The sequence below is a fragment of the Streptomyces poonensis genome (genome assembly GCF_014650915.1).
GTDB lineage: Bacteria > Actinomycetota > Actinomycetes > Streptomycetales > Streptomycetaceae > Streptomyces > Streptomyces poonensis.
Genome location: NZ_BMVW01000018.1, coordinates 1 through 24,748, shown reverse-complemented (window position 1 = coordinate 24,748; position 24,748 = coordinate 1). Strand labels below are relative to the sequence as shown.

The 24,748-nt window shown below is 72.1% G+C and carries 19 protein-coding genes and 1 pseudogene; 10 read left to right on the top strand and 10 right to left on the bottom strand.

Annotation, left to right across the window (positions count from 1 at the left end):
- Positions 1–149: 149 nt before the first annotated feature.
- From IE242_RS31560 to IE242_RS31535, 6 genes and pseudogenes are all read right to left on the bottom strand, one after another.
- Positions 150–1,241 (bottom strand): DUF6397 family protein, encoded by a 1,092-nt coding sequence (locus tag IE242_RS31560; RefSeq protein WP_189865460.1) that lies wholly within the window; start codon positions 1,239–1,241, stop codon positions 150–152.
- 127 nt (positions 1,242–1,368) lie between these two features.
- A complete protein-coding gene (locus tag IE242_RS31555) occupies positions 1,369–1,782 on the bottom strand; it encodes a roadblock/LC7 domain-containing protein (protein WP_189865458.1) in 414 nt (137 codons plus the stop codon).
- 187 nt (positions 1,783–1,969) lie between these two features.
- Positions 1,970–2,575, bottom strand: coding sequence for a GTP-binding protein (locus IE242_RS31550; RefSeq protein ID WP_189865456.1), 606 nt, complete (start codon positions 2,573–2,575; stop codon positions 1,970–1,972).
- Between the two features lie 259 nt (positions 2,576–2,834).
- Positions 2,835–3,263 (bottom strand): annotated as a pseudogene (locus IE242_RS31545) (roadblock/LC7 domain-containing protein); the annotation flags it as partial.
- Positions 3,260–5,818, bottom strand: a complete 2,559-nt coding sequence (locus tag IE242_RS31540) for a sensor histidine kinase (RefSeq protein WP_189865452.1) — start codon at positions 5,816–5,818, stop codon at positions 3,260–3,262. The gene IE242_RS31540 and the pseudogene IE242_RS31545, both read right to left, overlap by 4 nt.
- A gap of 71 nt (positions 5,819–5,889) precedes the next feature.
- Positions 5,890–6,660 carry an MHYT domain-containing protein gene (locus IE242_RS31535; RefSeq protein ID WP_189865450.1) on the bottom strand — a complete coding sequence of 257 codons (771 nt, stop codon included), beginning with the start codon at positions 6,658–6,660 and terminating at the stop codon, positions 5,890–5,892.
- Between the two features lie 156 nt (positions 6,661–6,816).
- Here IE242_RS31535 and IE242_RS31530 point away from each other — a divergent pair, with 156 nt between their 5' ends.
- From IE242_RS31530 to IE242_RS31520, 3 genes are all read left to right on the top strand, one after another.
- A complete protein-coding gene (locus IE242_RS31530) occupies positions 6,817–7,416 on the top strand; it encodes a class I SAM-dependent methyltransferase (protein WP_189865449.1) in 600 nt (199 codons plus the stop codon).
- 129 nt (positions 7,417–7,545) lie between these two features.
- A complete protein-coding gene (locus IE242_RS31525; protein ID WP_189865447.1) occupies positions 7,546–7,842 on the top strand; it encodes a hypothetical protein in 297 nt (98 codons plus the stop codon).
- 191 nt (positions 7,843–8,033) lie between these two features.
- On the top strand, positions 8,034–8,966 hold the full coding sequence (locus IE242_RS31520; protein ID WP_189865446.1) for a hypothetical protein: 933 nt from the start codon (positions 8,034–8,036) through the stop codon (positions 8,964–8,966).
- A 40-nt stretch (positions 8,967–9,006) separates the two neighbouring features.
- Here the strand turns inward: IE242_RS31520 and IE242_RS31515 are convergent, their stop codons facing one another.
- Complete coding sequence (locus IE242_RS31515; protein ID WP_189865443.1) at positions 9,007–9,189, bottom strand: tail-anchor membrane protein; 183 nt, start codon at positions 9,187–9,189, stop codon at positions 9,007–9,009.
- A 256-nt stretch (positions 9,190–9,445) separates the two neighbouring features.
- Here IE242_RS31515 and IE242_RS31510 point away from each other — a divergent pair, with 256 nt between their 5' ends.
- Positions 9,446–12,385: a DEAD/DEAH box helicase gene (locus IE242_RS31510; RefSeq protein WP_189865441.1), complete on the top strand. Its 2,940-nt coding sequence runs from the start codon at positions 9,446–9,448 to the stop codon at positions 12,383–12,385.
- Positions 12,382–13,707, top strand: a complete 1,326-nt coding sequence (locus tag IE242_RS31505; protein ID WP_189865439.1) for an SWF or SNF family helicase — start codon at positions 12,382–12,384, stop codon at positions 13,705–13,707. Before IE242_RS31510 ends, IE242_RS31505 begins: the two co-directional genes overlap by 4 nt.
- A 146-nt stretch (positions 13,708–13,853) precedes the next feature.
- On the opposite strand, the gene xylA is transcribed toward IE242_RS31505, so the two are convergent.
- Positions 13,854–15,020 carry a xylose isomerase gene (gene xylA / locus IE242_RS31500; RefSeq protein ID WP_189865437.1) on the bottom strand — a complete coding sequence of 389 codons (1,167 nt, stop codon included), beginning with the start codon at positions 15,018–15,020 and terminating at the stop codon, positions 13,854–13,856.
- 221 nt (positions 15,021–15,241) lie between these two features.
- Between xylA and xylB the strand changes: the two genes are divergently transcribed.
- From xylB to exaC, 5 genes are all read left to right on the top strand, one after another.
- On the top strand, positions 15,242–16,687 hold the full coding sequence (gene xylB / locus IE242_RS31495) for a xylulokinase (RefSeq protein ID WP_189865436.1): 1,446 nt from the start codon (positions 15,242–15,244) through the stop codon (positions 16,685–16,687).
- A 116-nt stretch (positions 16,688–16,803) separates the two neighbouring features.
- Positions 16,804–18,030: an ROK family transcriptional regulator gene (locus tag IE242_RS31490; protein ID WP_189865434.1), complete on the top strand. Its 1,227-nt coding sequence runs from the start codon at positions 16,804–16,806 to the stop codon at positions 18,028–18,030.
- 193 nt (positions 18,031–18,223) lie between these two features.
- Complete coding sequence (locus tag IE242_RS31485) at positions 18,224–18,823, top strand: N-acetylmuramoyl-L-alanine amidase (protein WP_189865432.1); 600 nt, start codon at positions 18,224–18,226, stop codon at positions 18,821–18,823.
- 135 nt (positions 18,824–18,958) lie between these two features.
- Positions 18,959–20,272: a GAF domain-containing protein gene (locus IE242_RS31480; RefSeq protein WP_189865430.1), complete on the top strand. Its 1,314-nt coding sequence runs from the start codon at positions 18,959–18,961 to the stop codon at positions 20,270–20,272.
- A gap of 393 nt (positions 20,273–20,665) precedes the next feature.
- Positions 20,666–22,189, top strand: coding sequence for an acetaldehyde dehydrogenase ExaC (gene exaC / locus IE242_RS31475; protein WP_189865427.1), 1,524 nt, complete (start codon positions 20,666–20,668; stop codon positions 22,187–22,189).
- A 394-nt stretch (positions 22,190–22,583) separates the two neighbouring features.
- Here the strand turns inward: exaC and IE242_RS31470 are convergent, their stop codons facing one another.
- Together IE242_RS31470 and IE242_RS31465 are read right to left on the bottom strand one after the other, a co-directional pair.
- The gene (locus IE242_RS31470) at positions 22,584–23,897 is read right to left on the bottom strand and encodes an RICIN domain-containing protein (RefSeq protein WP_189865686.1); all 1,314 of its coding nucleotides are present in this window, start codon (positions 23,895–23,897) and stop codon (positions 22,584–22,586) included.
- 104 nt (positions 23,898–24,001) lie between these two features.
- On the bottom strand, positions 24,002–24,748 hold a 747-nt coding region (locus IE242_RS31465; RefSeq protein WP_189865425.1), incomplete at its 5' end, for a ricin-type beta-trefoil lectin domain protein.

Below are 24,748 nucleotides of genomic sequence, written 5' to 3'. Positions count from 1 at the left end.
AGTCCCCGATCGCGGTGGGCGGCCGCGGACTGGCCCGCGGGCGCATCTACGACCTGGAGGGGCGGCTGCTCGTGTCGGTCGTCCAGGAGGGACTGTTCCGCAAGCTCGGCGGCTGAGGGACTGCGCCGGGCCTGCCGGGCACCGCTCCGTCAGGAGCTTCCGCGGCGCAGCCTGGCGAACAGGCCTCGTCGTTTCCGCGGCGCCTCGCAAAGCTGTGGCTCGCAGTGCTGTGGCTCACGTGACTGTGGCAAACAGGCCTGTGGTTCACAGGGCTGTGTCACACAGGGCGAGGGCCGTGGCTCGACGGCTTCGCCCGTACCCGCCCGGCACTCGACCGCACGCCCCGGCGCTCCGGTGCGGGACAGTACCGGCCGTGGATTCCCCACCGGTGCCACCGCCGGCCGTGGCGCCAGCCGGTGCTCCCGTGCCTCGACAAGGGCCTGCCGCAGACCGGCCCGCAGCCGCAGGATCTCGTCGGGGTCGTCGGCCGTCGTGATGCCGTCGGTGGCCTGCGCGGCCGGTGAGTCGGGTGCGCCACGGGCGGGCCGCGCGGGGCGCAGTCGGTTGACGTAGGCCCGTTCATACGGATCGCGCACGAGTTCGGCGATCTGGACGGGGTCGAGGAAGGACGCCAGGGCCGCTGCCCGCGCCCAGGGGTCTTGGGCCCGGTTCAGCAGGAATCCGAGGTGGCGTTCCCGCCAGGTGCGGGCGCGGAGGTCCAGACCCGCGTCCAGCTGGTCGCGCAGGTCCTCCGGTGTGCGGCCGCTCAGCAGATGCGCGTGTCGCTCGTCGGCGGCGAACCGGTGCAGTTCTTCCGCCCGGTACAGCCAGACCACCGCCCGGTAACGGTTGAGGTAGTAGTCCACGGGACCCACATGGCCCAGTCGTGCCAGGCGGGTGAAGCGGACGCTCGTCACCTCCATGAGGGCGGCCCCCTCGGCGGTGCCCACGATCTTGATGCGGTCCTTCAGCGCTTCGGGGAAGCCGTCCTCGGAGCGGACCCGGTCGATCTCCGCCGGGGTGACACGAGGGCCACCGCCTCCGTCGTCGACAATCGTCCGGATCAACCCGAGGTGGACGGCGAGGTCGAACTCCCGGCGTTTGAGCCCCAGTTCCCGCGCGGCGCGGCTCTGCGAGAGTGGGACGCCGTGAGCGGTGCGGGTCGGGCGTTGCCGGGCACCGACCGGGGCGGTGGTGGGCCCGACGGCCGCTGTCGGCTGAGTGACGGTGTTGCCGGACATGGCGGTTCTCCCCCGTGCGATGACGTGCCGGCGCTGGTCGCGCTCGCTTCGGGAAAGACCGTATCGACTTCGCCCGACCTCGCGGGGAGCCTGTGGATAACTTCGATAGTGGCAGCGAACGCGCAGGTCAGAGCTCCGGTGTCGCCGAGCGCTCGGCCGGCCGGGCGTCCAGGCCGAGGTGCTCGCCGACCTGGTTCACCAGCCGGGTCATCTCGTAGCCGATCTCCCCGACGTCGGCCTGGGCGGCGCTCAGCACGCATAAGCAGCTGCCCTCACCGGCCGCGGTGACGAAAAGCATCGCGTCATCGAACTCGATCATGGTCTGGCGTACGTCTCCCGCACCGAAGTGGCGGCCGGACCCCCTGGCGAGGCTGTGCAGCCCCGCCGAGACGGCGGCGAGGTGCTCGGCGTCCTCGCGCCGCAGGCCGGTGCTCGCTGCCGTCACCAGCCCGTCGCCGGACAGCACCAAGGCGTGCCGTACGTGTGCGACACGCTCTATCAGGTCGTCCAGCAGCCAGCCGAGTCCCGTGGTCCGCGCCATCGCCGGTTCCCCCCATGTGGTTGCTCCTCCCCTGCCGGAGGATCCAGCGAATCAGCCTCCCCCACCGCCACGGTCCCGGCAAGCGGGATGGAGACACGGCACGGAAGATGACCGGCGAGCTGTGACGGCCTCTCGTCACCTGCGGGGGCCCGAACCGGCGGGCCGCGAACCGTTCACGGAGGGGGCGTCAGCTCACCGAGTCGAGCAGCCGGGCCGCGTGCATCCGTCCGGCGTGATCGACGAGCCGTATGAGCACTTCCTTGCCGGAGTCGCGGTCGCGGGCGTCGCAGAGGACCACGGGGGTGCCCGCGTCGAGGTCCAGGGCGCGCGACACGTCGTGCGGCTCGTAGGTGCGGGAACCGGCGAAGCAGTTGACGGCCACGACGAAAGGAATGCTCCGGTGCTCGAAGTAGTCCACCGCGGGAAAGCAGTCCTGCAGCCGCCGGGTGTCCGCGAGGACGACCGCGCCGAGTGCACCCTGCGCCAGATCGTCCCACAGGAACCAGAAGCGGTCCTGGCCCGGCGTCCCGAACAGGTAGAGCGAGAGGTCGGACCTGATGGTGATGCGCCCGAAGTCCATGGCCACGGTCGTGGCCGCCTTACGGTGCACGCCCTCCGCGTCGTCCACGGACCGGCCCGCCTCGCTCGGCACCTCCTCGGTGCGCAGCGGCCGTATCTCGCTGACCGCGCCCACCAGGGTCGTCTTGCCCACGCCGAAACCGCCGGCGACCAGGATCTTCAACGCCAAGGCGGTCGTGTCCCCGCCGGTGGTGTCGGAGTACTCGTAGACCATCGATCACTTCTCTCGAAAGTGCCGGCAGATGTCGATGTCGGTACACACTTGCGAAGACAGCATCATGGCAACAACTGTGCTCCTGCGTGGCGTTCGACCAGATTTCGATCGACATGGCCGACCGGGCACGGCAGCGGCGAGCAGGTCGCGGCGGCCGTCAGGCCCCACGTTCGTCGCACCGGTCACCCAAGAGCTGTTGCGGATGCGAAGTGTGTGTTTCGTCATCCGTCATCTGTCCGGGCCGCCCCCGGGTCGTCCCCGGCGGCCGGCCATGGATTCCGCGCGGCGGTGAACCGAGGTGTTCGCCGACACGGTTCACCAGGCGCGCCATCTCGCAGGCCACCCGGCCGATGTCGGCGGTGCCGGGTGTGAGGACGGCGAGAGAGGTTCCGTCGTCCGCGGCCGCCACGAACAGGTAGCCGTCCGCCATCTCCACCATGGTCCGGCGTACGCCACCGGCGCCGAAGTGACGGCCCGTGTCCTCGGCCAGACCGTGGAAGCCCGAGACGACCGCGGCGAGGTGTTCCGTGTCCACGTGCCGAAGCCCGGTGGAGGCACCCACCGTGAGGCCGTCGTTCGACAGCACCACGGCGTGGCCCACCTCACCCATGCGGAGCACCAGGTCGTCCAGCAGCCGGTCGAGTGCGCCGGATCGCCGGTCGGCCATGGTCCTCGGGTCCTGGATCATGTGCGGTCCCCTTCGTCGCTGTGCGCCGCGGCGTCGGTGCCGCGGCCGGAAGCTCCGCCGCCGCGCGCCCAGCCGTCGTCATAGGCGGCCATGCGCTGCCGTACGAGGTCGGGAGTGCGCTCGTCACGGGCGCTCCGGGTGTCCGCGGGGCCAGGTGGTCTCCCGGTGCGCCGTTCCCGCAGTTGGGGCGCGAGACTGGCCTGCCGTACACGCTGCGGGAGGTCGTCGGAACCACCGGAGTCGACCGGAGCGCGGCGCAGCCGCAGGGGGGTGGCCGAGCGTGGCGGCCCCGGGGATGTGGCGTGCGCCGCCGGGCCCTTTTCCGCCGCGGACGCCATGGGAGCCGTCAGCTCCACGGCGGACGTCACGGGAGTCGTCAGCGCGGGTCGCTCGACGGGCTGCCGGCCGGACACGTGCCGTGTCTCCACTGACACGCGCGCGAGGGTGCCCGCCGCGGACCGTGAGGTGTCGACGGCCGTATCGGGTGGGGGGCCGGCCGTTCCGTCCAGGAGGAGGGCGGTCGGCAGCAGGACGACCGCGGTGGTGCCGCCGTAGGGTGAGGTCCGCAGATGGACCTTGATGCCCCGGCGGGACGCAAGCCTGCTCACCACGAACAGCCCGAGCCGGTCGCTGTCGAACAGGTCGAGATCCTCGGCCTGTTCGATGCGGTGATTGGCCTCGGCGAGGCTCTCCTTGCTCATGCCGAGCCCTCGGTCCTCGATCTCGAGGGCGTAGCCGTTGCCGACCGGTTCGCCGGTGATCCGCACGCGCGTGTGGGGCGGCGAGAACTGGGCGGCGTTCTCCACGAGCTCGGCCAGGAGATGGGTGAGATCAGCGACCGCGGCACCGGTGATCCGGGCCTCGGCGATGTGCCGTACCTCCACACGCGTGCAGTGCTCCAGCTCGGAGACCGCCGCGCGGACCACGTCCGTCAGCGGAACCGGCAGGCGCCAGGCCCGGCCGGGCGCCGCCCCGGAAAGGACGATCAGGCTCTCGGCGTGGCGCCGCATACGAGTGGTGAGGTGGTCGAGCCGGAAGAGGTCGCTCAGCTCCTCCGGGTCCTCGAAGCGGCGCTTCATGGTGTCCAGCAGGGCCAGCTGGCGGTGCACGAGGACCTGGCTGCGGCGCGCGAGGTTGACGATGACCTCCGTGATGCCGCTCGCCAGCTCGGCCCGCTCGGCGGCGGCATGCAGAGCCGCGCGGTGCACGGTGCCCAGGGCCGTGGCGACCTGCTCGGCCTCGTCCTCGGCAGGCGGTCCGGTCGGGGCCTCGGCGTCGATGTCGATCTCCTCACCCGCGCGCAGCTTCATCAGGGACTGCGGCAGTTGGCGCCGGGCGATGTCCAGGGCGTTGTCGCGAAGGGCCGTCAGTTCCACGACGAGGCCGCGTCCGATCCGTCCGGAGACGACGAGCGCCGCCACGACGGCGACCAGACCCAGGACGGCCACGGCGCCGGCCGGGGTGAGCAGTCCGTGAGTGAGCGGGTCGGCCCGGTCCGCGACAGAGCGTCCGGCCCCCGCCTCGATGGCCCGCATACCGTCCCGCACGCGCGCGTGTGCCGGGTTCCAGACGTTCTCCGGCGCGGGGTCGATCGCCGCGGTGCCGGGCTCGGAGGCGAGCACCCTGTCCTCGACGGAGCGGATCGCCGCGTACCCGCTTCCGCCCGCGAGATCCGCCCAGGCAGCTTGTTCGGGACCGCGCAGGTCCGCCGCGGCGGACTCGGTCAGGGCGCGTCGCGTGTCGACGGCAATGGTGAACAGGCGCAGACGCTCCCCGTCGAGGCCGCCGACGAGTCGGGCGCCGACCAGCAGTGCGTCCTCCTGCTCCAGGGCCTCGCGCGCTCGGGCGAATTCAAGCAGTACGCGCGCGTGGGAGCCGGGGTCGGCGCCCTGGACGCCGGTGAGCGCGCCGTCCACGCCGAAGGCCTCGGAAATGGTCGCGGTGTACTGGTCGTACGTCTCGCGCCACCCGGCGCGGCGGTCGAGGACGGCCGCGCGCAGCGTGCGCAGCCGCTCGGCCCCGGTGACGAAGCTGTCGAGGCGCTCGGCCGCTGCGGTGGGCAGGTCGATACCTGCGGCGACGGTGTGGCGGTCACCGAGCCGCAGCCGGGTGACCGCCCGGTCCGTGCGCTCCGCCAGCCTCTGGAGCGTCTGGCCCTGGTCCTCTTCCGGGGCGGTGGAATGGCGTACCGCGGCCAGACGCTCGGCCTGGAGTGCGGCGGTCGCGGCCGCGACCGGGGCGCGCACGGTGGTGTCGACGCGCTGGGACTGCCGGAACCCGGCGATGTCCTGGGCGGTGGTGACGGTGGCGTACGCCCACAGCACGAGCAGGGAGACGACGGGCGCCATCAGCAGGCAGAGAATCCGGGCGCGGACCGTACGGGGACGGGTGCGCCATCGTCCCGCGCGTGTGGGGATCGCCTTCGCTGCCTGGGCGACGTCCTCCTGGAGGCCGGCTCGTTCATCGGCGGGCGGGCGCGCATGGGCGCGTCGGCCGCGCAGAGGCCGGGACGGCGCCTCGGCGCCTGCTGCCGGGGTTCTGCGGGGTGTGCGCATGGCCTCCTCGTTCGCGTGGCTCGGGGTGCCTTTCGAGCCGTCGGCGCATGCGAGCGGCTCGTCGTCCGTCGTCAGACGGCGCTGGTGACCGACCGGTCGGCCGAGACGGACGGTTCGTGCTCCTCGGCCATCGGGGACAGGGCCACGAATGCCGAGGTGAGGAAGAGACAAGACCCGAGGCCGACGGCGAGGGGGAAGACGAACTGCATCGCCGTGGCCCCGGGCAGGGCGTCGTCCGAGGGGATGACGCGCACGCTCACCGCGGCCATCGCGGTGAAGTGCATGCCGGTCACCGCGCCTCCCAGGACCAGGGAGGCACCGGTGGCCGCGAGCGGTGAGCCGACGTTCGGCGCGGCCCACAGGACCGCGGTGGCCGCGATCACCCCGATCACGACGGAGAGCACGACGAGCGCCGGGTCGTAGCTCATGTCGCCGTGCAGTCGTATCGCCGCCATGCCCAGGTGGTGCATGCCCGTGACGCCCACGCCGGTGGCGAGTCCGCCGAGGAGGAGCGCGCGGACGCGGTGGCGCCCGTAGCCGACGGCGAAGAGTCCCCCGCAGACGACGGCCATGGCGACGACGAGACTGAGGAGCGTCAGCGGTACGTCGTAGCGGATCTCTGTGCCACCGACGCCGAATCCCAGCATGGCCACGAAGTGCATGGTCCAGATGCCGCTGCCGATCGCGGAGGCCGCGATGACCAGCCAGTTGCGGCGCGGCGTCCCGGTGGCCCGTAGCGCGCGGACGGTGCAGCGCAGCCCGAGAGCGGTGCCGACACAGGCCATCACGTACGACAGCACGGGGGTAAGCCAGCCGAAGGCGGCGTGGTCCAGGTGTCCCATGGCCCAGGGACGCTAGTCCGAAAGGGGGCATACTCAGGGTGCGCGTTGCGAAGCTGACGGAATGTGGCGCTTCGGTGCTCCCGGGCGACCGAAGCTCGCTCGAACGCGTGCACCGCGTGCGTGTGTCCTCCACACCCTTGAGGGATCATGCGAGACATGAGCGACCATCGCACGCACGTTCAGGAGTTCTTCACGGCGCGCGCCGCCGGCTGGGACGCGAAGTTCCCCGACGACGGTCCCGCCTACGCCGCGGCGGTCGCCGAGTTGGGGTTGCGTGCGGGTGACCGGGTGCTCGACGCCGGCTGCGGCACCGGACGGGCCCTGACGCCCCTGCGCGCCGCTGTGGGACACACCGGAACGGTCCTGGGAGCGGATCTGACAGCGGCCATGCTGGCGGAGGCCGTACGGGCGGGACGGGACCGCGACGGGCACCTGCTGCTCACCGACGCGGCAGCCCTGCCGCTGCGCACGGAGTCGCTCGACGCGGTGTTCGCCGCTGGACTGATCGCACACCTGCCGGACCCCGTCGGCAACCTGCGCGAACTGGCGCGCGTCGTCCGCCCCGGCGGCACACTGGCGCTCTACCACCCCATCGGCAGGGCGGCGCTCGCGGCACGCCAGGGACGGCGGATGACGCCGGACGACCTGCGCTCCGAGACCAACCTGGGCCCGCTGCTGGGGCGTTCCGGCTGGCGCATGACGTCGTACGTGGACGAGGACGAGCGGTTCCTCGTCCTGGCCGTGCGCGCCGGCTGAGCGGACGCGACCGCTCAGGGGCCGTTCACCGCGCGGTTCCCCTTCTGCTGCACGGACTCCCACTCTACGTTTGAGGAGGAGAAGCCTGAGCGATCAGGTCAAGATCGACGCAGGGGGAGGGCATCCGACATGTTCGGCAGGCTCCGCAAATCCATCGGCAGAACTCTCGGTTCCTTGCGCACGGATGTGAACGGGGGTCAGCGCAAGCGGTCACCCAACCTCTTCGAGGCCGCCGCCGCGTATGTGTCGGCGTGCGCCGAGGACGATCAGGACGGGATCGACGAGGCCACGACCTGGGTGTCCCCCGAAGCACTCTCCTTCGGAGTGAGCGAGCTGGCGTGCCGGGCCGTCATCGTGCTCGCGCGGGAGCGGGACGAGTCGCCGCGGACCGTGGCACGCGATCTCCTCGGGCTGCCCGCCGCCTGAGCGGAGCCCTGTCGGACCCGAGTTCCCGTCGGGGCCGGAATCTCCGTCGGGCCGGTGTTCCCGCCGACCGCACGCCGACTCGCTCCCGTCGGCCGGATCACCGCGGCTCCGCCCATACTCCCCCACTCGTGACAAGCACCTTACGCGCCCATTAGGGTGCGCCGACGGACGAGAGCGACGTGGAGGCCGGGATGGCCGTGACGGGTGAGGACACGGGTGAGGACACCGTCGCCGCCGGGGGCGACGAAGCGCTGTATGTGCTGACGGCGGTACTGCTGACGCCGGCGCAGTTCCCCGGCGTGCTGGGCGACGACTACCCGGAGGCCTGCGCGACGCTCGGCCTGCCGCCGCTCGCCGAGGGGTACGGACTCGTGCTGGGCCAGGACGGCGACGGGGCACGGTGGACGGTCGTCGTCGACGACGTGTCCCTGGTCGCCGTCGCCATCGCGTCATGGGACTGCGGCATGGAGTACGACCTGTCGCCGGACGAACGCTCGGTCGTGGCCGCGCTGCCCGGTTGGCCCCTGGCGGTGGCCGTCGCGGCTCCTGGGGTCTCCGCTCCGCACGATCCCGCGCCTGAGGTCGCCGGGCGGTCGCCGCTGTGCCCGCCGGACACCGGCACCTGGGGGCCGGCTCAACGCCGCCTGGGCGCCGACGAGATCGCACTCCAGTGGTCGACCTGGCGGGAACAGATCGACGACACCTCGTTCGCCCCACCGGACGACGGAACGGCCGACACCGCAGACGATGACGCCCTGTCCGACGACACCCTGCCCTACGACCTCCCGTCCGACGACGCGCCGTCCGGCGAGGACGATGAGAGCAGCACCACCAACGACCCCGCCCACGACACCGTCCGCACCAGTGTCCGCCGCGTGCTCGCGGAGGCACGCGCGTACGTGGACACACCGCCGCCCCTGGGCCGCGTCCGCTCCTCGTTCGCCCCCGGCGGCGCCCGGACCCTCCGGGTCGACGGTCCCGGCTGGTCCCTGGTGGCCAGGACCGACGACATCGCCTTCGTCCTCCTCGACGAGGAGCCCGGAGAGGTACTGCCGGTGGGACGGGGACCGGAACTCCCTGGCCTTCTGGAAGCCCTGGACGAGATGGCGGTACGCCCCAGCTGAGCGCCGAGCCGACGAGAGCACCGAGTCGGCGGCTACCGCCTCAGCGGCCGAGTTCCTTGCGCGTGACGCGGCGCAACCTGCGCCGCTGGGCGGGGTCCAGCGTGAGATACGCCGCCGCCGGCACTCCCAGGACTATCAGGAGGGCGGCCCACCAAGGCAGCCAGATCATCAGGAGAAGCCCGGCCGCCACACCTCCTGCGGCGATCTTCGCGTTCTTCGACATCTCGTCGCCTCCTTCGCGGCCACTACCGCTGTCTGTCCTGGAAACGGGTCCGTGCCACGGGCAGTTCCGAGCAGCGACCCTGACACGTCCCTGATGTACCCCCGAGGCGTCCCTGAGGACATCTCCGAGCCGCTACCGAGAAGACCATGACCCACGTCACCACTGCACCGCTACCCGAGGGAGTCGAAGTGCTGTACCCTCGGCGACCCCGACTCCAGTAGTCAAATTTGAGGAATACGTCATCGCTGTGCAGACAATGCCCGCAGCACCATCCTTCGATCTCACTGAACTGGCCCGCTCCTGCGCCGTGTTCGTGCCGGGTGATCCGGCGCGGACCGGCCACGTGGCTTTCTGGCGCCCCGACGGCGCGGCGCCTCCTGTCCCTGTGTCCGGGTCCGCTGATGATCTGACCGTCGTCGCGCCCGGCGGCAGGGGCGTCGAGGCGATGACCGTACCCGCCGCGTTGCTGTCGGTGCGCTCCGCGCTGCCCGTGCTCACGCGCGCGCGTTCCGTCGCGCAGGCGCACCGTGCGACGGCCTTCTGGTCGGCGGCCGCCCTGCTCGGGTTGGAGTTCACCGCGCGCGGGCTGCTGCTGCCCGGGCTGTCGGCGACCGACCACGACGCGTGGCGTTCCGGCCCCTTGCGCACCGAGGACCTGGACCGCGTCCGCGAACTGGCCGCGGCGATGCCGCCCGAGGCGCACGCCGTGCCCGTGAACGACGCCGAGCCGTTCCGGCTGCCTGATCCGGAGCGGCTGCTGCGCGGGTTCCTGGACGCGGTCGCCGACGTACTCCCCCGCTCCCCCGCGGCGGCGCTCGCGGCGGGCGGCCCGGCGTTCGCGGCGCCGGAGCCGCAGCATGTGCCCGGGCAGCGCGCCTGGGCGTCCGCCGTCGCCGCCGGACACGACGCGGGCGTCCGCCTCTCGCTGCGTGTCGAGGTTCGCGGGCTCTCACCGGCCGCGCCGGACGACGCACACGCGTCCTTCCGTGCCGTGCTGCAGGTGCACAGCGTGGACGATCCCGCGCTCGTCGCAGACGCCTCGCGGGTCTGGGCCGGGGCCGAGGGCTTCAGCCCGCGCGCGCGGATGGACACCCTGCTGGCGCTGCGGCGCGCTGCCCGAGCCTGGCCACCACTCGCACCACTGCTGGCGGCCACCGTTCCGGACTCCGTCGAACTGGCCGACGACGAGGTCACCGAACTTCTCGGCGAGGGCGCCCGGCTGCTGGCGGCCGCGGGTGTCGACGTGCACTGGCCCAAGGAGTTCGCTCGCGGACTGACCGCCCGCGCGGTGATCGGATCGCCGGCGGACGAGGAGCAGGATCCCGCACACGCCGCCTCGGACACGCCGTCGTTCCTGTCGGCCGACGCGCTGCTCTCCTTCACCTGGTGGTTCGCGCTGGGCGACCAGCGGCTCACCCGGCAGGAACTGGACCAACTGGCCGAGGCGAACCGTCCCATGGTGCGTCTGCGCGGCCAGTGGGTCCTGGTGGATCCCGAGGAAGTGCGCCGCGCCCGCGGCCGGCAGGATCACAAGGTCACGCCCATCGACGCGCTGAGTGCCGCTCTCACGGGTTCGACGGAGATCGACGGACGCCGGATCGACGTACGGCCCACGGGATGGCTGGCGACGCTGCGGGAACGACTGTCGAATCCGGAGGGTCGGGAAAGCCGGGAAGACCGGGAAGGCCAAGGGCTCCAAGAGGGCCAGGAAGGCCGGGAGGGGCGGCAGAAGCTGGAGAGGCAGGAGCCGGTCGGCCAGCCGATCGGACAGCCGGCCGGGCTCGACGCGACCCTGCGCGACTACCAGCTGCGCGGGCTCGACTGGCTGGCGCGCCTGACCTCCTCGGGACTCGGCTGCTGTCTCGCCGACGACATGGGCCTGGGCAAGACGATCACGCTCATCGCGCTGCACCTGCACCGGCAGACGGACCCGTCGGCCGCCGGCCCCACGCTCGTGGTCTGCCCGACCTCGCTGATGGCCAACTGGCAGCGCGAGATCGAGAAGTTTGCGCCCGGCACCCCGGTGTCCCGCTTCCACGGGGCACGGCGCGCCCTGGACGACCTCTCGGCCGGGGAGATCGTCCTCACCACGTACGGCACCATGCGCCTCGACGCCCGGCGGCTGGCGGACGTGCCCTGGGGCATGGTCGTCGCGGACGAGGCACAGCACGTGAAGAACCCCTACTCGGCCACGGCGAAGGAGCTGCGCACCATCGGCGCACGCGCGCGCGTGGCCCTCACCGGCACGCCCGTGGAGAACAACCTCTCCGAGCTGTGGGCGATCCTCGACTGGACGACACCGGGCCTGCTCGGCAGGCTCGGCACGTTCCGCGCCCAGTACGCGCAGGCCGTGGAGGGAAGCCACGACCCCGCCGCGGCCGAGCGGCTCGCCCGCCTCGTACGGCCCTTCCTGCTGCGCCGTCGCAAGTCGGACCCCGGCATCGCCCCCGAACTGCCGCCGAAGACCGAGACGGACCACGCCGTCTCCCTCACCAAGGAACAGGCGGGGCTGTACGAGGCCCTGGTGCGCGAGACGCTGGCGGAGATCTCCGGCGCCGACAGCATGGCGAGGCGCGGACTGATCGTGAAGCTGCTGACCGGGCTGAAGCAGATCTGCAACCACCCGGCACAGTTCCTCAAGGAGGAGCGGCCCAGGATCGTGGACAGGTCGGGAAAGCTGGAGCTGCTGGACGAACTGCTCGACACGATCGTCTCCGAGGGGGCGGGCGTTCTCGTCTTCACCCAGTACGTGGCGATGGCACGGATCATCGAACGGCACCTGGCCGCGCGGGGCGTGTCGTCGCAGTTCCTGCACGGCGGCACACCGGTGCCCGAGCGCGAGGCGATGGTCCGCCGGTTCCAGGAGGGCGGGGTCCCCGTGTTCCTGCTGTCGTTGAAGGCGGCGGGCACGGGGCTGAACCTCACGCGGGCCGAGCACGTCGTGCACTACGACCGGTGGTGGAACCCCGCCGTCGAGGCCCAGGCCACCGACCGCGCCCACCGCATCGGCCAGACCAGGCCCGTCCAGGTGCACCGGCTGATCGCGGAGGGGACGATCGAGGATCGTATCGCCGGCATGCTGCTGCGCAAGCGGGAACTGGCCGACGCCGTCCTCGGGGCCGGCGAGGCGGCGTTCACCGAACTGTCCGATGCCGAACTGGCCGACCTGGTGGCACTTCGAGGGGACTTCCGATGAGCGATCACGACGACGCGCGCACGGACGACGCCCGCGCGGACGACGCCCGCACCTATGCCGCGCTGCCACCCACGCGCGGGCAGGGCTTCGCGCGGACGTGGTGGGGCCGGGCCTGGCTGCGGGCGCTGGAGGACGCGGCCCTCGACGGTGAACAGGTGAAAGCGGGGCGCAGGCTCGCGCGCGCGGGTGCCGTCGGCGCCGTGTCGGTGCGCCCCGGACGTATCACCGCCGTCGTACAGGACCGCGACGGTACCCCACACCGCGCCGACGTCCTGTTGCAGGCGCTGTCCGAGGAACAGTGGAACAGCTTCCTCCACATGGCCGTCGAGCGTGCCGGGCACATCGCGGCCCTGCTGGACCGGGAGATGCCGCCGCACCTGGTGGAGGATGCCGCGGCCGCCGGTGTCGAGCTCCTGCCCGGCCTCGGTGATCTGGAGCCGGAGTGCGACTGCGGCGCTTGGGACCACTGCGCCCACACGGCCGCGCTCTGCTACCAGTCGGCCCGCCTGCTGGACCAGGATCCGTTCGTGCTGCTGCTGATGCGGGGGCGCCAGGAGCGAGCCCTGCTGGACGAGTTGCAGGTGCGCGGCGCCGCTGCGGCCGGTCCGGAACCGGTCGTCCCGGACGGCCCGGTGGAGGGCGTGGACGCCGCCGAGGCGTACGCGGCGGCGGCCGTTCTGCCGCCGCTGCCCGCGCTGCCCGAGGCGCCTTCGCGGCCGGGCTCGCCGCCCCGCCTGGACACCGATGCCCGGCCCGCTGCGGGCGTCGACGCGGCCGCACTGGAGTTCCTGGCGGCCCAGGCCGCCGGCGAGGCGTACCGGCTGCTCGTCGACGCGCTCGGCGCCGGGCAGGTCCGGGGGCGGTCTCAGGACGGACCGGAGAAGGAGCCGACGCTCGCGCAGGACGCGGTCCGGCTCGCGGCCGGTGATCCTCAGGAGGCGATTCTCGCGCGCCTGGCGCAGGGGGCGGGGCGTGACGGGGAGGATCTGGCTCTCGCCGTCCGCGCGTGGCGGTACGGGGGTGCGGCCGCCCTCTCCGTCCTGGAGGACGCGTGGGCCCCTGACAGCGCGTCCCTCGCACGCGCGCGTGCCGCCCTGGAAGCGGCCTGGGACGTGGAGGAGCGACCGGTGCTGCACGCCATGGACAACCGCTGGACCGCGAACGGCGGTTCGCTGCAGCTGCGGCTGAGCCGTGACGGCCGCTGGTGGCCGTATCGCGAGGAGGGCGGTCGCTGGGCACCCGCGGGGCCCGCGGCCCAGGACCCGGCGACGGCTCTGGCCTCGGCGGCCGGGGACGAGGAGCTGGGGCGGTCGGACATGTGAGCCTCCCCTCCGGGTGGATCACCTGTGGATGCGGCGAAGGGAGGCGTGAGCCGGCCACCGTCTCGGACGGCGGCATCCGCCTCACGCCTTCCTCACCGGGGCCCGCGACCGTGGTTCTCACGGCCGCGGGCCCCGGGTGAGCGGCATCAGCCGCGCGCGCCCAGCAGGTGGTCCATCGCCAGCTGGTCCAGACGCTCGAACGCCATCCCGCGCGCGGCGGCCGCGTCCACGTCGAAGTCCTCGAAGGCGGTGCGGTCCTCGAGAAGCGCCTTCACGCCGTCCGCGGCCGTCGGCTGCGCCAGCTCGTCCAGACGCGAGGCGCGCAGGGCCTCCTGCACCTCGGGGTCGGCGCGGAAGGCGACCGCGCGCTCCTTGAGGATCAGGTAGTTGCGCATGCAGCCGGCGGCCGACGCCCACACGCCGTCGAAGTCCTCGGTCCGCGGCGGCTTGAAGTCGAAGTGCCGCGGGCCCTCGTAGCCGGCGCTCTCCAGGAGGTCCACCAGCCAGAACGCGGCGCGCAGGTCGCCCGCCCCGAACCGCAGGTCCTGGTCGTACTTGATGCCGTTCTGGCCGTTGAGGTCGATGTGGAAGAGCTTGCCCGCCCACAGGGCCTGGGCGATGCCGTGCGGGAAGTTCAGCCCGGCCATCTGCTCGTGGCCCACCTCGGGGTTGACGCCGTACAGCTCCGGGCGCTCCAGGCGCTCGATGAAGGCCAGGGCGTGGCCCACCGTGGGGAGCAGGATGTCGCCGCGCGGCTCGTTCGGCTTGGGCTCGATGGCGAAGCGGAGGTCGTAGCCCTGGGAGGTCACGTACTCGCCGAGGAGGTCGAAGGCCTCCTTCATGCGGTCGAGCGCCACGCGCACGTCCTTGGCGGCGCCCGACTCGGCGCCCTCGCGGCCGCCCCACGCGACGTACGTCTTGGCGCCCAGCTCGACCGCCAGGTCGATGTTCCGGATCGTCTTGCGCAGCGCGTAGCGGCGCACGTCCCGGTCGTTGGCGGTGAACGCGCCGTCCTTGAACACGGGGTGCGTGAACAGGTTGGTGGTGGCCATCGGCACGGTCATGCCGGTCGCGTCGAGGGCCTCCCGGAAGCGCTTGATGTGACCCTCGCGCTCGGTGTCGGAGGACCCGAAGGGGATCAGGTCGTCGTCGTGGAAGGTCACTCCGTAGGCACCGAGGTCCGCCAGACGCCGCACGGACTCGGCGGGGTCGAGGGCACCCCGGGTGGCGTCGCCGAACGGGTCCCTCCCCTGCCAGCCGACGGTCCACAGGCCGAAGGTGAACCTGTCCTCGGGGGTGGGCTGGTAGTTCATGCCACGGCTCCTTGCTTGCTCGGACTATTTCGTCATGGCGCTTAACAAATTAGTATGCCAACGCACCTCTGTGAAGACACCGGGTGTCTCCGACGGAAAGACGCCAGGTGTCCTCATGAGGAGTTCTCGTGTGACAGCCCCGGGCCCCGCGGTCCAGGACGTCCCATGAGAAGACCCGTGAACAGGCCGAATACCGCGAGCCGCGGAAGAGGGAGAGCCCGATGTCAGCAGCCGAAGGTCCGCTCGTCGTCGGTGTGGACACATCCACCCAGTCCACCAAGGCGCTGGTCGTCGACGCGTCGACCGGACGGGTGGTGGCGAGCGGGCAGGCGCCGCACACCGTGTCCTCCGGCGCCGGCCGGGAGAGCGATCCACGGCAGTGGTGGGACGCACTGTGCGCGGCGCTCGACCAGTGCGGTGCTCCCGCGCGCGAGGCGGCGGCCGTGTCGATCGGCGGCCAGCAGCACGGGCTGGTGACGCTGGACGCGCAGGGCGAGCCGGTGCGTCCGGCGCTGCTGTGGAACGATGTGCGGTCGGCGCCGCAGGCCCGCCGACTGGTGGAGGAACTGGGCGGTGCCAAGGCGTGGGCCGAGCGCACCGGAAGCGTGCCGGCCGCGTCCTTCACGGTCACGAAGTGGGCCTGGCTCGCCGAGCACGAGCCCGAGTCCGTCCGCGCCACCGCCGCCGTGCGCCTGCCGCACGACTACCTCACCGAGCGGCTGACCGGGCAGGGCACGACCGACCGCGGTGACGCGTCGGGGACGGGCTGGTGGTCGTCGGGGGCGGAGGCGTACGACGCGGAGGTCCTCGGGCACGTGGGGCTCGATCCGGCGCTGCTGCCGCGGGTGGTCCGGCCGGGCGAGGTGGCCGGGACCGTGCGCGAGACGCACGACCTGCCGTTCGCGAAGGGCACGCTGGTCGCGCCCGGTACGGGTGACAACGCGGCGGCCGCGCTCGGTCTGGGGCTGCGTCCCGGCACCCCGGTACTGAGCCTCGGCACCTCCGGGACGGTGTACGCGGTCTCGACGCACCGGCCCGCGGACCCGACCGGAACGGTGGCGGGCTTCGCGGACGCGCGCGGGGACTGGCTTCCGCTGGCCTGCACCCTGAACTGCACCCTTGCGGTGGACCGCGTGGCCGCCCTGCTGGGCCTGGACCGTGAGGCCGTCGAGCCGGGCACGGACGTGACCCTGCTCCCCTTCCTGGACGGTGAGCGCACCCCGAACCTGCCCCACGCCTCGGGCCTGCTGTACGGACTGCGGCACGACACGACGGCCGGCCAGCTCCTCCAGGCCGCCTACGACGGTGCGGTGCACTCGCTGCTCGGCGCCCTGGACCTGGTGCTCGACGCGGACGCGGACCGCTCCACGCCGCTGCTGCTCATCGGCGGGGGCGCCCGGGGAACGGCCTGGCAGCAGACGGTACGGCGGCTGTCGGGGCGTCCGGTGCAGGTGCCCGAGGCCAAGGAGCTGGTGGCGCTCGGCGCCGCCGCCCAGGCCGCCGGCCTGCTGACCGGTGAGGACCCGGCAGCGGTCGCCCGCCGCTGGAACACCGCGCGCGGGCCCGTGCTGGAGGCCGTGGAACGGGACGAGACGACGCTGACGAGGATCTCCGGGGTACTCTCCGACGCGGCGCCACTGCTGGAGCGGGACCACGGCAGGAGCTGAGGGGTCCGCCGGGGCGTGCACGCGCCGCCCCGGCCAGGACAGCCCCGCAGGCGCCGGGGACCGGTCACCGGCTCGGTGCCCGCGCGGGGAACGGCCGGACGAGGACTGACGGAGGCATGACAGCACCGCTGCACGAGGCACACCCCACGAGTCCCGGCCGCAGGCTGCCCGACACCCAGCAGGGCATGCGGCGCCGGAACCTCTCCCGGGTCATGCACACCGTCAACGCCGAGGGACCGCTGTCCCGGGCCGCCGTCGCCTCGCGCATCGGCCTGACCCGGGCGGCGGTCTCCACCCTGGTGGACGAACTCGTCCGCGCGGGTCTCCTCGACGAGCTGGGGCCCGAGCGGCCCGGACGGGTGGGACGGCCGGGCTCGGCACTCGCCCTCAGCGGGCGCGGGCCGGCCGGGATCGGCGCCGAGGTGGGCGTCGACCACCTCGCGGTCTGTGCGGTCGACCTGCGCGGGCAGGTACGCGCGCGTGCCGTACGGCAGGGCACGAACCGCGGCCGTCCATCCGAGCCGGTGATCGCCGAACTGACCGCGCTGGTACGGCAGGTGGTCACCGAGGCGGAACGGGAGGGACTGTGGCCGGCGGGGCTCGCGGTGGCCGTGCCCGGTCTGGTGGCGCGGGACGCCCGTACGGTGATCCGGGCCCCCAACCTCGACTGGCACGACACGGACCTCGGCACGCTGCTGACGGGCGATGCCCCGCTGACGGGCGACCTGCCGCTGACGGTGGACAACGAGGCGAACTTCGGCGGGCTCGCCGAACTCTGGCTCGGTGACGGGACCCCGCGCGACTTCCTGCACGTCTCCGCCGAGATCGGCATCGGCGCGGCCGTCGTCGTGGACGGCCGGCTGCTGCGCGGTACGCGCGGGTTCGCGGGCGAGCTGGGGCATGTGCCGGTACGTCCGGAAGGACCGGCCTGCGCCTGCGGAGGGCGCGGCTGCCTGGAGCAGTACGCCGGTGAGGAGGCCGTACTGCGGGCGGCCGGGGTGGAGCCGGGCGAGGGCCGCGTGGGGCTCCTGGCCGAGCGCGCCGCCGAGGGGGACAAGGACGTACGGCGCGCCCTGCGCGGCGCCGGTACCGCACTCGGCATCGCGCTCACCGGCGCGGTCAATCTGCTGGACCCGGAGACCGTCGTCCTGGGCGGCGCGCTGGCTGGCCTGGCGCCCTGGCTGCTGCCCTCGCTGGAACGGGAGCTGACGCGGCGCACCACGGGTCCCGCCCGTGCCGTGACCGTGTCGCGACTGGGCCCCGAGGGCCCGCTGCTGGGCGCGGCGCACTCGGTCGTACGGGGCGTGCTCGACGATCCGGCAGCGGTGTCCGGGCGGCAGTGAGCGGTCGGGGGCGGGCGCGTCACCCGTGTGGGTAGCGGCGTTTTCCACATTCTCCGCGTTGTCCACCGATCACGACGTGATCTCCCTGCGAGATCGACGAGCGCCGTAACGTGAATCACGCGAGGCGCAGCCACCGGTCCGGTCGCCCTCCACGGCGCACTGAGCACGCCCCGGCCAAGGAAGGCGAACCCACATGGAGCGATCCAGCCCCTCGCCCAGCAGACGACGGATACTGCAGGGCACGGCCCTCGCGGTGGTTCCCTACGCGCTGCTTCCCGATCCCCGGGCGGGAGAACGCGCCCGGGCTCCCGACCATCCGCCCGGCATCTGGGAGCCGGCCGACTCGTCCAACTACACGGCGGCCGGGGACCCGACGCCCCGCTCCGTCGACCGAGTGGTGATCCACGTGACACAGACGACGTTCCGCAACGCCCTGTCCGTCTTCCGCGACCCCGGGAAGCAGGTCTCCGCGCACTACCTCGTACGGTCCGCCGACGGGCTCGTCGCGCAGTGCGTCCGGGAACACGACATCGCCTGGCACGCCGGCAACTGGGAGTACAACACGCGCAGCGTCGGCATCGAGCACGAGGGCTGGGTGGACGACCCCGACTGGTTCACCGCCGCCCTGTACGAGCAGTCCGCCCGGCTCACCGCGGCGATCTGCGACAGACACGGCATACCGAAGGACCGCACCCACATCGTCGCCCACTACGAGATACCGGGCACCGACCACACGGACCCCGGTCCGCACTGGGACTGGGCACGCTACATGCGACTGGTCGCCTCCGCCTGACAGCCGCACCGGCGGAAGGACGTGATGCGGCCGCACGTGCCTTGTCCGGACGTGGTGTGGCCGCACATGCCTTGTCCGCACCTCTGGTGGGAGTGACGATGGGAGCGAGCCGCATCGCCCCGCCGGGAGGCCGAGTTGACCGATCCGTGGGTGGCCCTCGAGCCGGGGGCCGATCCCGCCGAGCGCGTGCGGGTCCTGCGCCGCGCCCACGAGAGGTTCACCGAGAGGGGCACGGTGGAGCGGCCCGTGCGCTCCGTGGTGGCCGACTCGTGGCGGCGTTCGGCGAAGGCAGGGGTCGGCCCGGACGGCGGTGCCCGTGTGGAGCTCACGGACGGGGACCTCGGTGCCTACCGTGCGGAGCACCCGCTGGCCCGGGTGATGCCGTTGGTCCGGGAGCTCATGGGCACGTTCGCGGCGGACGGCGAGCACCTGCTGGCGGTGTGCGACGCGCAGGGCAGGCTGCTGTGGGTGGAGGGGCACCCCACGACCCGGCGGCAGGCGGACCGGATGAACTTCGTGCCGGGAGCCCGCTGGGCGGAGAGCGCGGTGGGCACCAACGCGCCGGGGACGGCGGTCGCCGTGGACCGGCCGGTGCAGGTGTTCGCGGCCGAGCACTTCATCCGCCGGGTCCAGCCGTGGACCTGCGCGGCGGCGCCGGTGCACGATCCTCGCACGGGGCGGGTGCTCGGGGCGGTCGACATCACGGGAGGCGACGGTCTCGCGCATCCGCACAGTCTCGGCTTCGTGCAGGCGGTGGCGCGCGCCGCCGAGTCCCAGCTCGCGCTGCTGGAACCGCCCGGTGCGGCCGTGGACGACACGCTCGAACTGACCGCGCTGGGCCGTGATGAGGCGGGGCTCCTGGCGGCCGGCCGCCGGATCAGGCTCAGCCGGCGGCACAGCGAGATCCTCGTGCTGCTCGCCCGACATCCGGAGGGACTGACCGGCGACGAGTTGCTGTGCGCACTGTACGAGGACGAGTCGGTGACGCCCGTGACGCTGCGGGCCGAACTGGCCCGGCTGCGCAGGCTGCTCGGTCCCGGGCTGCTGGCGTCGCGGCCTTACCGGCTCACGGTTCCGGTGGAGTCCGACGTCGCCGTGGTGGAGCGCAGGCTGGAGACGGGCGCCGTCACCGCGGCGATGACGGCGTACGGCGGCCCGCTGCTGCCCGGTTCGCAGGCGCCCGCGGTGGTGCGGCTGCGGCACCGGCTCGCCGAGGCGCTGCGCACGGCACTCGTCGCCCGGCGCGATCCCGACCTGCTGGCGGACTGGGCGCACACGCCGTGGGGCGAGGACGACCTCGCGGTGTGGCGGGCGCTGGCGGCGGTACGGCCGACGGCACCGGTGCGCTCGCGTCTGGAGGAGCTGGAGTCCGAGCTGGCGGCACCGGCGAGGTGGGCGCGTCCGGCGGGGCGGGCACCCCGGTCACCACGGCACGGCCCGATGCCGTGATCCTGGTCGGCAGCCGCACAGCGGTGGTCGACGAGCCGCGTGACGATGCTCGACCAGGCCGTTTCTGACGGCTCTTGGAACCGTCCCTGAGCGGTCACCTGCGGGCCTGACGAGACAGTCAACGCCTCGCGAGTCATGTCGCGTAGCGCCGACTGGCCGGATGATGTCCGACCAAGAGCCATCAGGAGGGCCCTGGCCGGGCCACGCTGCTCGACAAGCCGCGCCACGAGGCACGGGAACTCGCACCGATGCAGTGAACCTCGCACCGACGCCGGGGAAGGCGCATCGCGCTGGGTGACCGGAAGGCGCAACGTCCTCGCAACCTCGCCCTTCCTAGCCTCGCGCCGAGAGCTGTCCAACGGCGGGCAGCGTGTTCTCGGGAGGCAGGCACACATGACGCGTTACGCGGCGCCCGGTACCGACGGCGCGATCGTCTCGTACGAGGCGCGTTACGACCACTTCATCGGCGGTGAGTACGTGCCGCCGGCCGGTGGTCAGTACTTCGAGAACCCGAGTCCGGTCAACGGGCAGCCCTTCACGGAGATCGCGCGGGGCACCGCGGAGGACGTGGAGCGCGCGCTGGACGCGGCACACGCGGCGGCGCCGGGCTGGGGCCGTACGTCCGTCACCGAACGCTCCGACGTCCTGCGGAAGATCGCCGACCGGATGGAGGCGAACCTGGAGGCGCTGGCGGTCGCCGAGAGCTGGGAGAACGGCAAGCCGGTCCGCGAGACGCTGGCCGCCGACATCCCCCTCGCGATCGACCACTTCCGGTACTTCGCGGGAGCGATCCGCGCCCAGGAGGGTTCGCTCGCGGAGCTCGACGACGACACGGTGGCGTACCACTTCCATGAACCGCTCGGGGTCGTCGCGCAGATCATTCCGTGGAACTTCCCGATCCTCATGGCGACCTGGAAGCTGGCACCGGCCCTCGCCGCGGGCAACACCGTCGTCCTGAAGCCCGCCGAGCAGACCCCGGCGTCCATCCACTACTGGCTGAGCCTGGTCGCCGATCTCCTCCCGCCGGGCGTGGTGAACATCGTCAACGGCTTCGGCGTGGAGGCGGGCAAGCCGCTCGCGTCGAGTCCCCGCGTGGCGAAGGTGGCGTTCACGGGCGAGACCACGACCGGGCGCCTGATCATGCAGTACGCCTCCGAGAACATCACCCCGGTCACCCTCGAACTCGGCGGCAAGTCCCCGAACATCTTCTTCGACGACGTCTGGTCGGCGGACGACGACTTCCGCGACAAGGCGCTCGAGGGCTTCACGATGTTCGCGCTCAACCAGGGCGAGGTGTGCACCTGCCCGTCACGGGCGCTGGTGCAGCGCGGCCGGTACGCGGACTTCATGGAGGCGGCGGTCGCCCGCACCGAGCAGATCAAGACGGGTCATCCGCTGGACACGGACACGATGATCGGCGCGCAGGCCTCCAACGACCAGCTGGAGAAGATCCTCTCCTACCTCGACATCGGCCGGCAGGAGGGCGCCAGGATCCTCACCGGCGGCGAACGGCTCGAGCACGAGGGCGACTTGAAGGGCGGCTACTACGTCCAGCCCACCATCTTCGAGGGCGACAACCGGATGCGGATCTTCCAGGAGGAGATCTTCGGGCCGGTGGTGTCCGTGACGTCGTTCCAGGACTTCGACGACGCCATCAAAATCGCCAACGACACGCTGTACGGCCTCGGGGCGGGTGTCTGGACACGGGACGTCAACACCGCCTACCGCGCGGGCCGCGCCATCCAGGCGGGCCGCGTCTGGACGAACTGCTACCACGCCTACCCGGCACACGCGGCGTTCGGCGGCTACAAGGGGTCGGGCATCGGGCGCGAGACGCACAAGATGATGCTGGAGCACTATCAGCAGACGAAGAACATTCTCTGTTCTTACAGCCCTCGGAAGCTTGGCTTCTTCTAGAGCTTGAAGTCGGGTTGCCTGAAGCATCGTCGTACGCCAGGCGGCCCCAGAGAGCTCGGTGAGCGCGGCCCGCCCGCCGCGGAGCGGTTCGGCGCGTTCGGACGGACCGATCAGGTCCTGCTGGGAGCTGGGCAGGGTGTGGTCAGCTTGGCCGGAAGCACTCCTCGACGCCCCGCCAGGGCCGCGTTCCCACAGACGCTGCCGCGCCGATCAAGCCGATACCGAACCGTCCCCGCCCTCTGCCCGCCACGTCTCCTACAGCCTGTTCGTCAGCCGTGACAAGTCCGAAGGCGTGGAAGCTCATCCGAGAAGGCCTCCCCGTCCTTGGATCTGGGATGGACGTCAACGGAGTGGAGCCAGGATCGTCCTGGCTCCACTCCGTGGTGCGGGCGTGTCACTGGAACTGTGCGAAGAACCTCCAGATCTCTGTTTTGGTCCAGGTGGCGACGCCGCTCTCGTTGGGGGAGCCGTCGACCGGACCGGGTATGTGGCCTCCGTCGAACGCGGCCCATTGGACCGGGTGTCCGGCACGGCAGCCCGAGTAGGTGGTGGTGATGTGCGTTCGGCTGCCCGGCGCGGGCTCGCGCGGGCTCTGGGGGGTGCAGCCGTTGTTGCTGACGAATCTGTCGCGCAGGGACCGTCCTTGCGCGATGTTGAGGACGGAGTCGCTGATGCCGTGGATCCCGAAGTAGGCGATGGGCTGGGTGCCGCCGCTGCACCCGCTGATCTGAGCGCCGGAGATGACCGCGACGGCCCTGAAGACGTTGGCCCGGCTGCATGCGAGTGCGTAGCTCATACCGCCGCCCCAGCTGAATCCCGTGGCGAAACGCTGTGCCGGGTTGACACAGAGGCCGCCCTCGATGTGCCGGATCATGTCGTCGACGAAGGTGATGTCCTCACCGCCCGAGTTGGCCCAGCCGTTGCCGAGGCCCTGGGGGGCGACGAGGATCGCGCTGTTGTTCGACTGTTCCTGTTGGCCGTAGTAGGACCAGGCGTTCCCGCTCGTGCCGCCCGAAGCGACGTCACCGGCGGTTCCGCCCCGCCAATGGAACGCGAAGATCAGCCGGTAGGGGCGGCTGTTGTCGTAGTCGGCGGGGACCCTGAGGATGAAGCTGCGGCTCTTACCACCGCTTTGAATCGTGTGCGTACCGCTCGCCAGAGTCGGGGCGCTGCCGCATCCGCCACCGCCACCGCCACCGCCACCGGACGACAGCTTGATCATCTGCCATTGCTGGTTGGCGCCGCCCCAGTCGGTGTACTGAACGACGTTGCCGCCGTCGGCGGTGGAGGCGCCCTGCACCTCCACCGCCTTGCCGCTGGTGCGGTTGATCAGCCGGACGTGGCCCGCGTCGGAGTCGGCCAGGCGGAACTGCTGGTTGGCCCCGTTGTGGTCGGCCCACTGCTGGATCGCGGCACCGTCTGCGGTCGAGGCGCCGGCCACGTCGAGGACCTTGTCCGAATGCCGGGCCCTGAGGCGGTAGAAGCCGTCGCCGGAGTCCACGAACCGCCACTGCTGGTTGGCTCCGTCGCTGCGCGTCCACTGGCCGACCCGCGCGCCGTCGGCGGTGGACGCGCCGGAGACGTCCAGCGCCTTGCCGCTGTTGCGATTGACCAGGACGTACCAGGCACTCGTGTCCACCGTCGCCGCCTCGGCGGGCGCCGGATGCACCGCGGCGAGCATGCCGATCGCGAGGGTCGCCGCCACCACGGCGGCAACCCGGGACCACCAGCGATGTCTTCGTGGAGGGGCGAGGGAAGCCCCGGTGTGGGCCGTCATCGCTTCACCCTTTCGTTCGTGCGTGGCCGGTGTTGTCAGGTGCGGGTCCAGCGCTGGTTGCTGCCGTTCGAGCAGGAGTAGAGCTGGATCAGGGTGCCGTTGGCGGTGCCGTTCCCGACGGCGTCGAGGCAGAGGCCGGACTGGACGCCGACAATGGACCCGTCGGAGTTGAGGCGCCACTTCTGGTTGTCGGCGCCCCAGCAGCTGTAGATCTGGACCTTGGCGCCGTTGCCGGTGCCGGCGGCGTCCAGGCACTTGTTGCCGTAGACCCTGAGTTCACCGGCGGCGGTGTACTCCCACTGCTGGTTGGTGTTGCTGTGGCAGTCATACAGCTGGACCTGGGTGCCGTCGGCGGTACTGGCGTTGGGCACGTCCAGGCAGCGGCCCGAACCGACGCCCTTGATCTGTCCGCCGTCCGCGGGGGGCGTGGATGTGTCGCCGCCGTTGAGTGCGTTGAGGACGGCGGTGTAGGCGGGCTTCTTGCTGCCGTCGTTGTTGAACAGCAGCGGCGTGTCCGACGCGCGCCAGGAGTCGCTGTCGCGCACGCCCCAGACGGTGACGCCGAGGCAGCGGGCGACGGCCAGGCAGTCGTTGACCACGTTGGCGTAGGTCGTGGACGAGGCGCCCTGGATGTCGAGCTCGGTGACGGCCACGTCGACGCCGAGGGCGGCGAAGTTCTGCAGGGTGGTGCGGAAGTTGCTGTTGTAGGGGCTGCCGCTGTTGAAGTGCGACTGGAAGCCGACGCAGTCGATCGGCACGCCGCGCTGCTTGAAGTCCCGGAC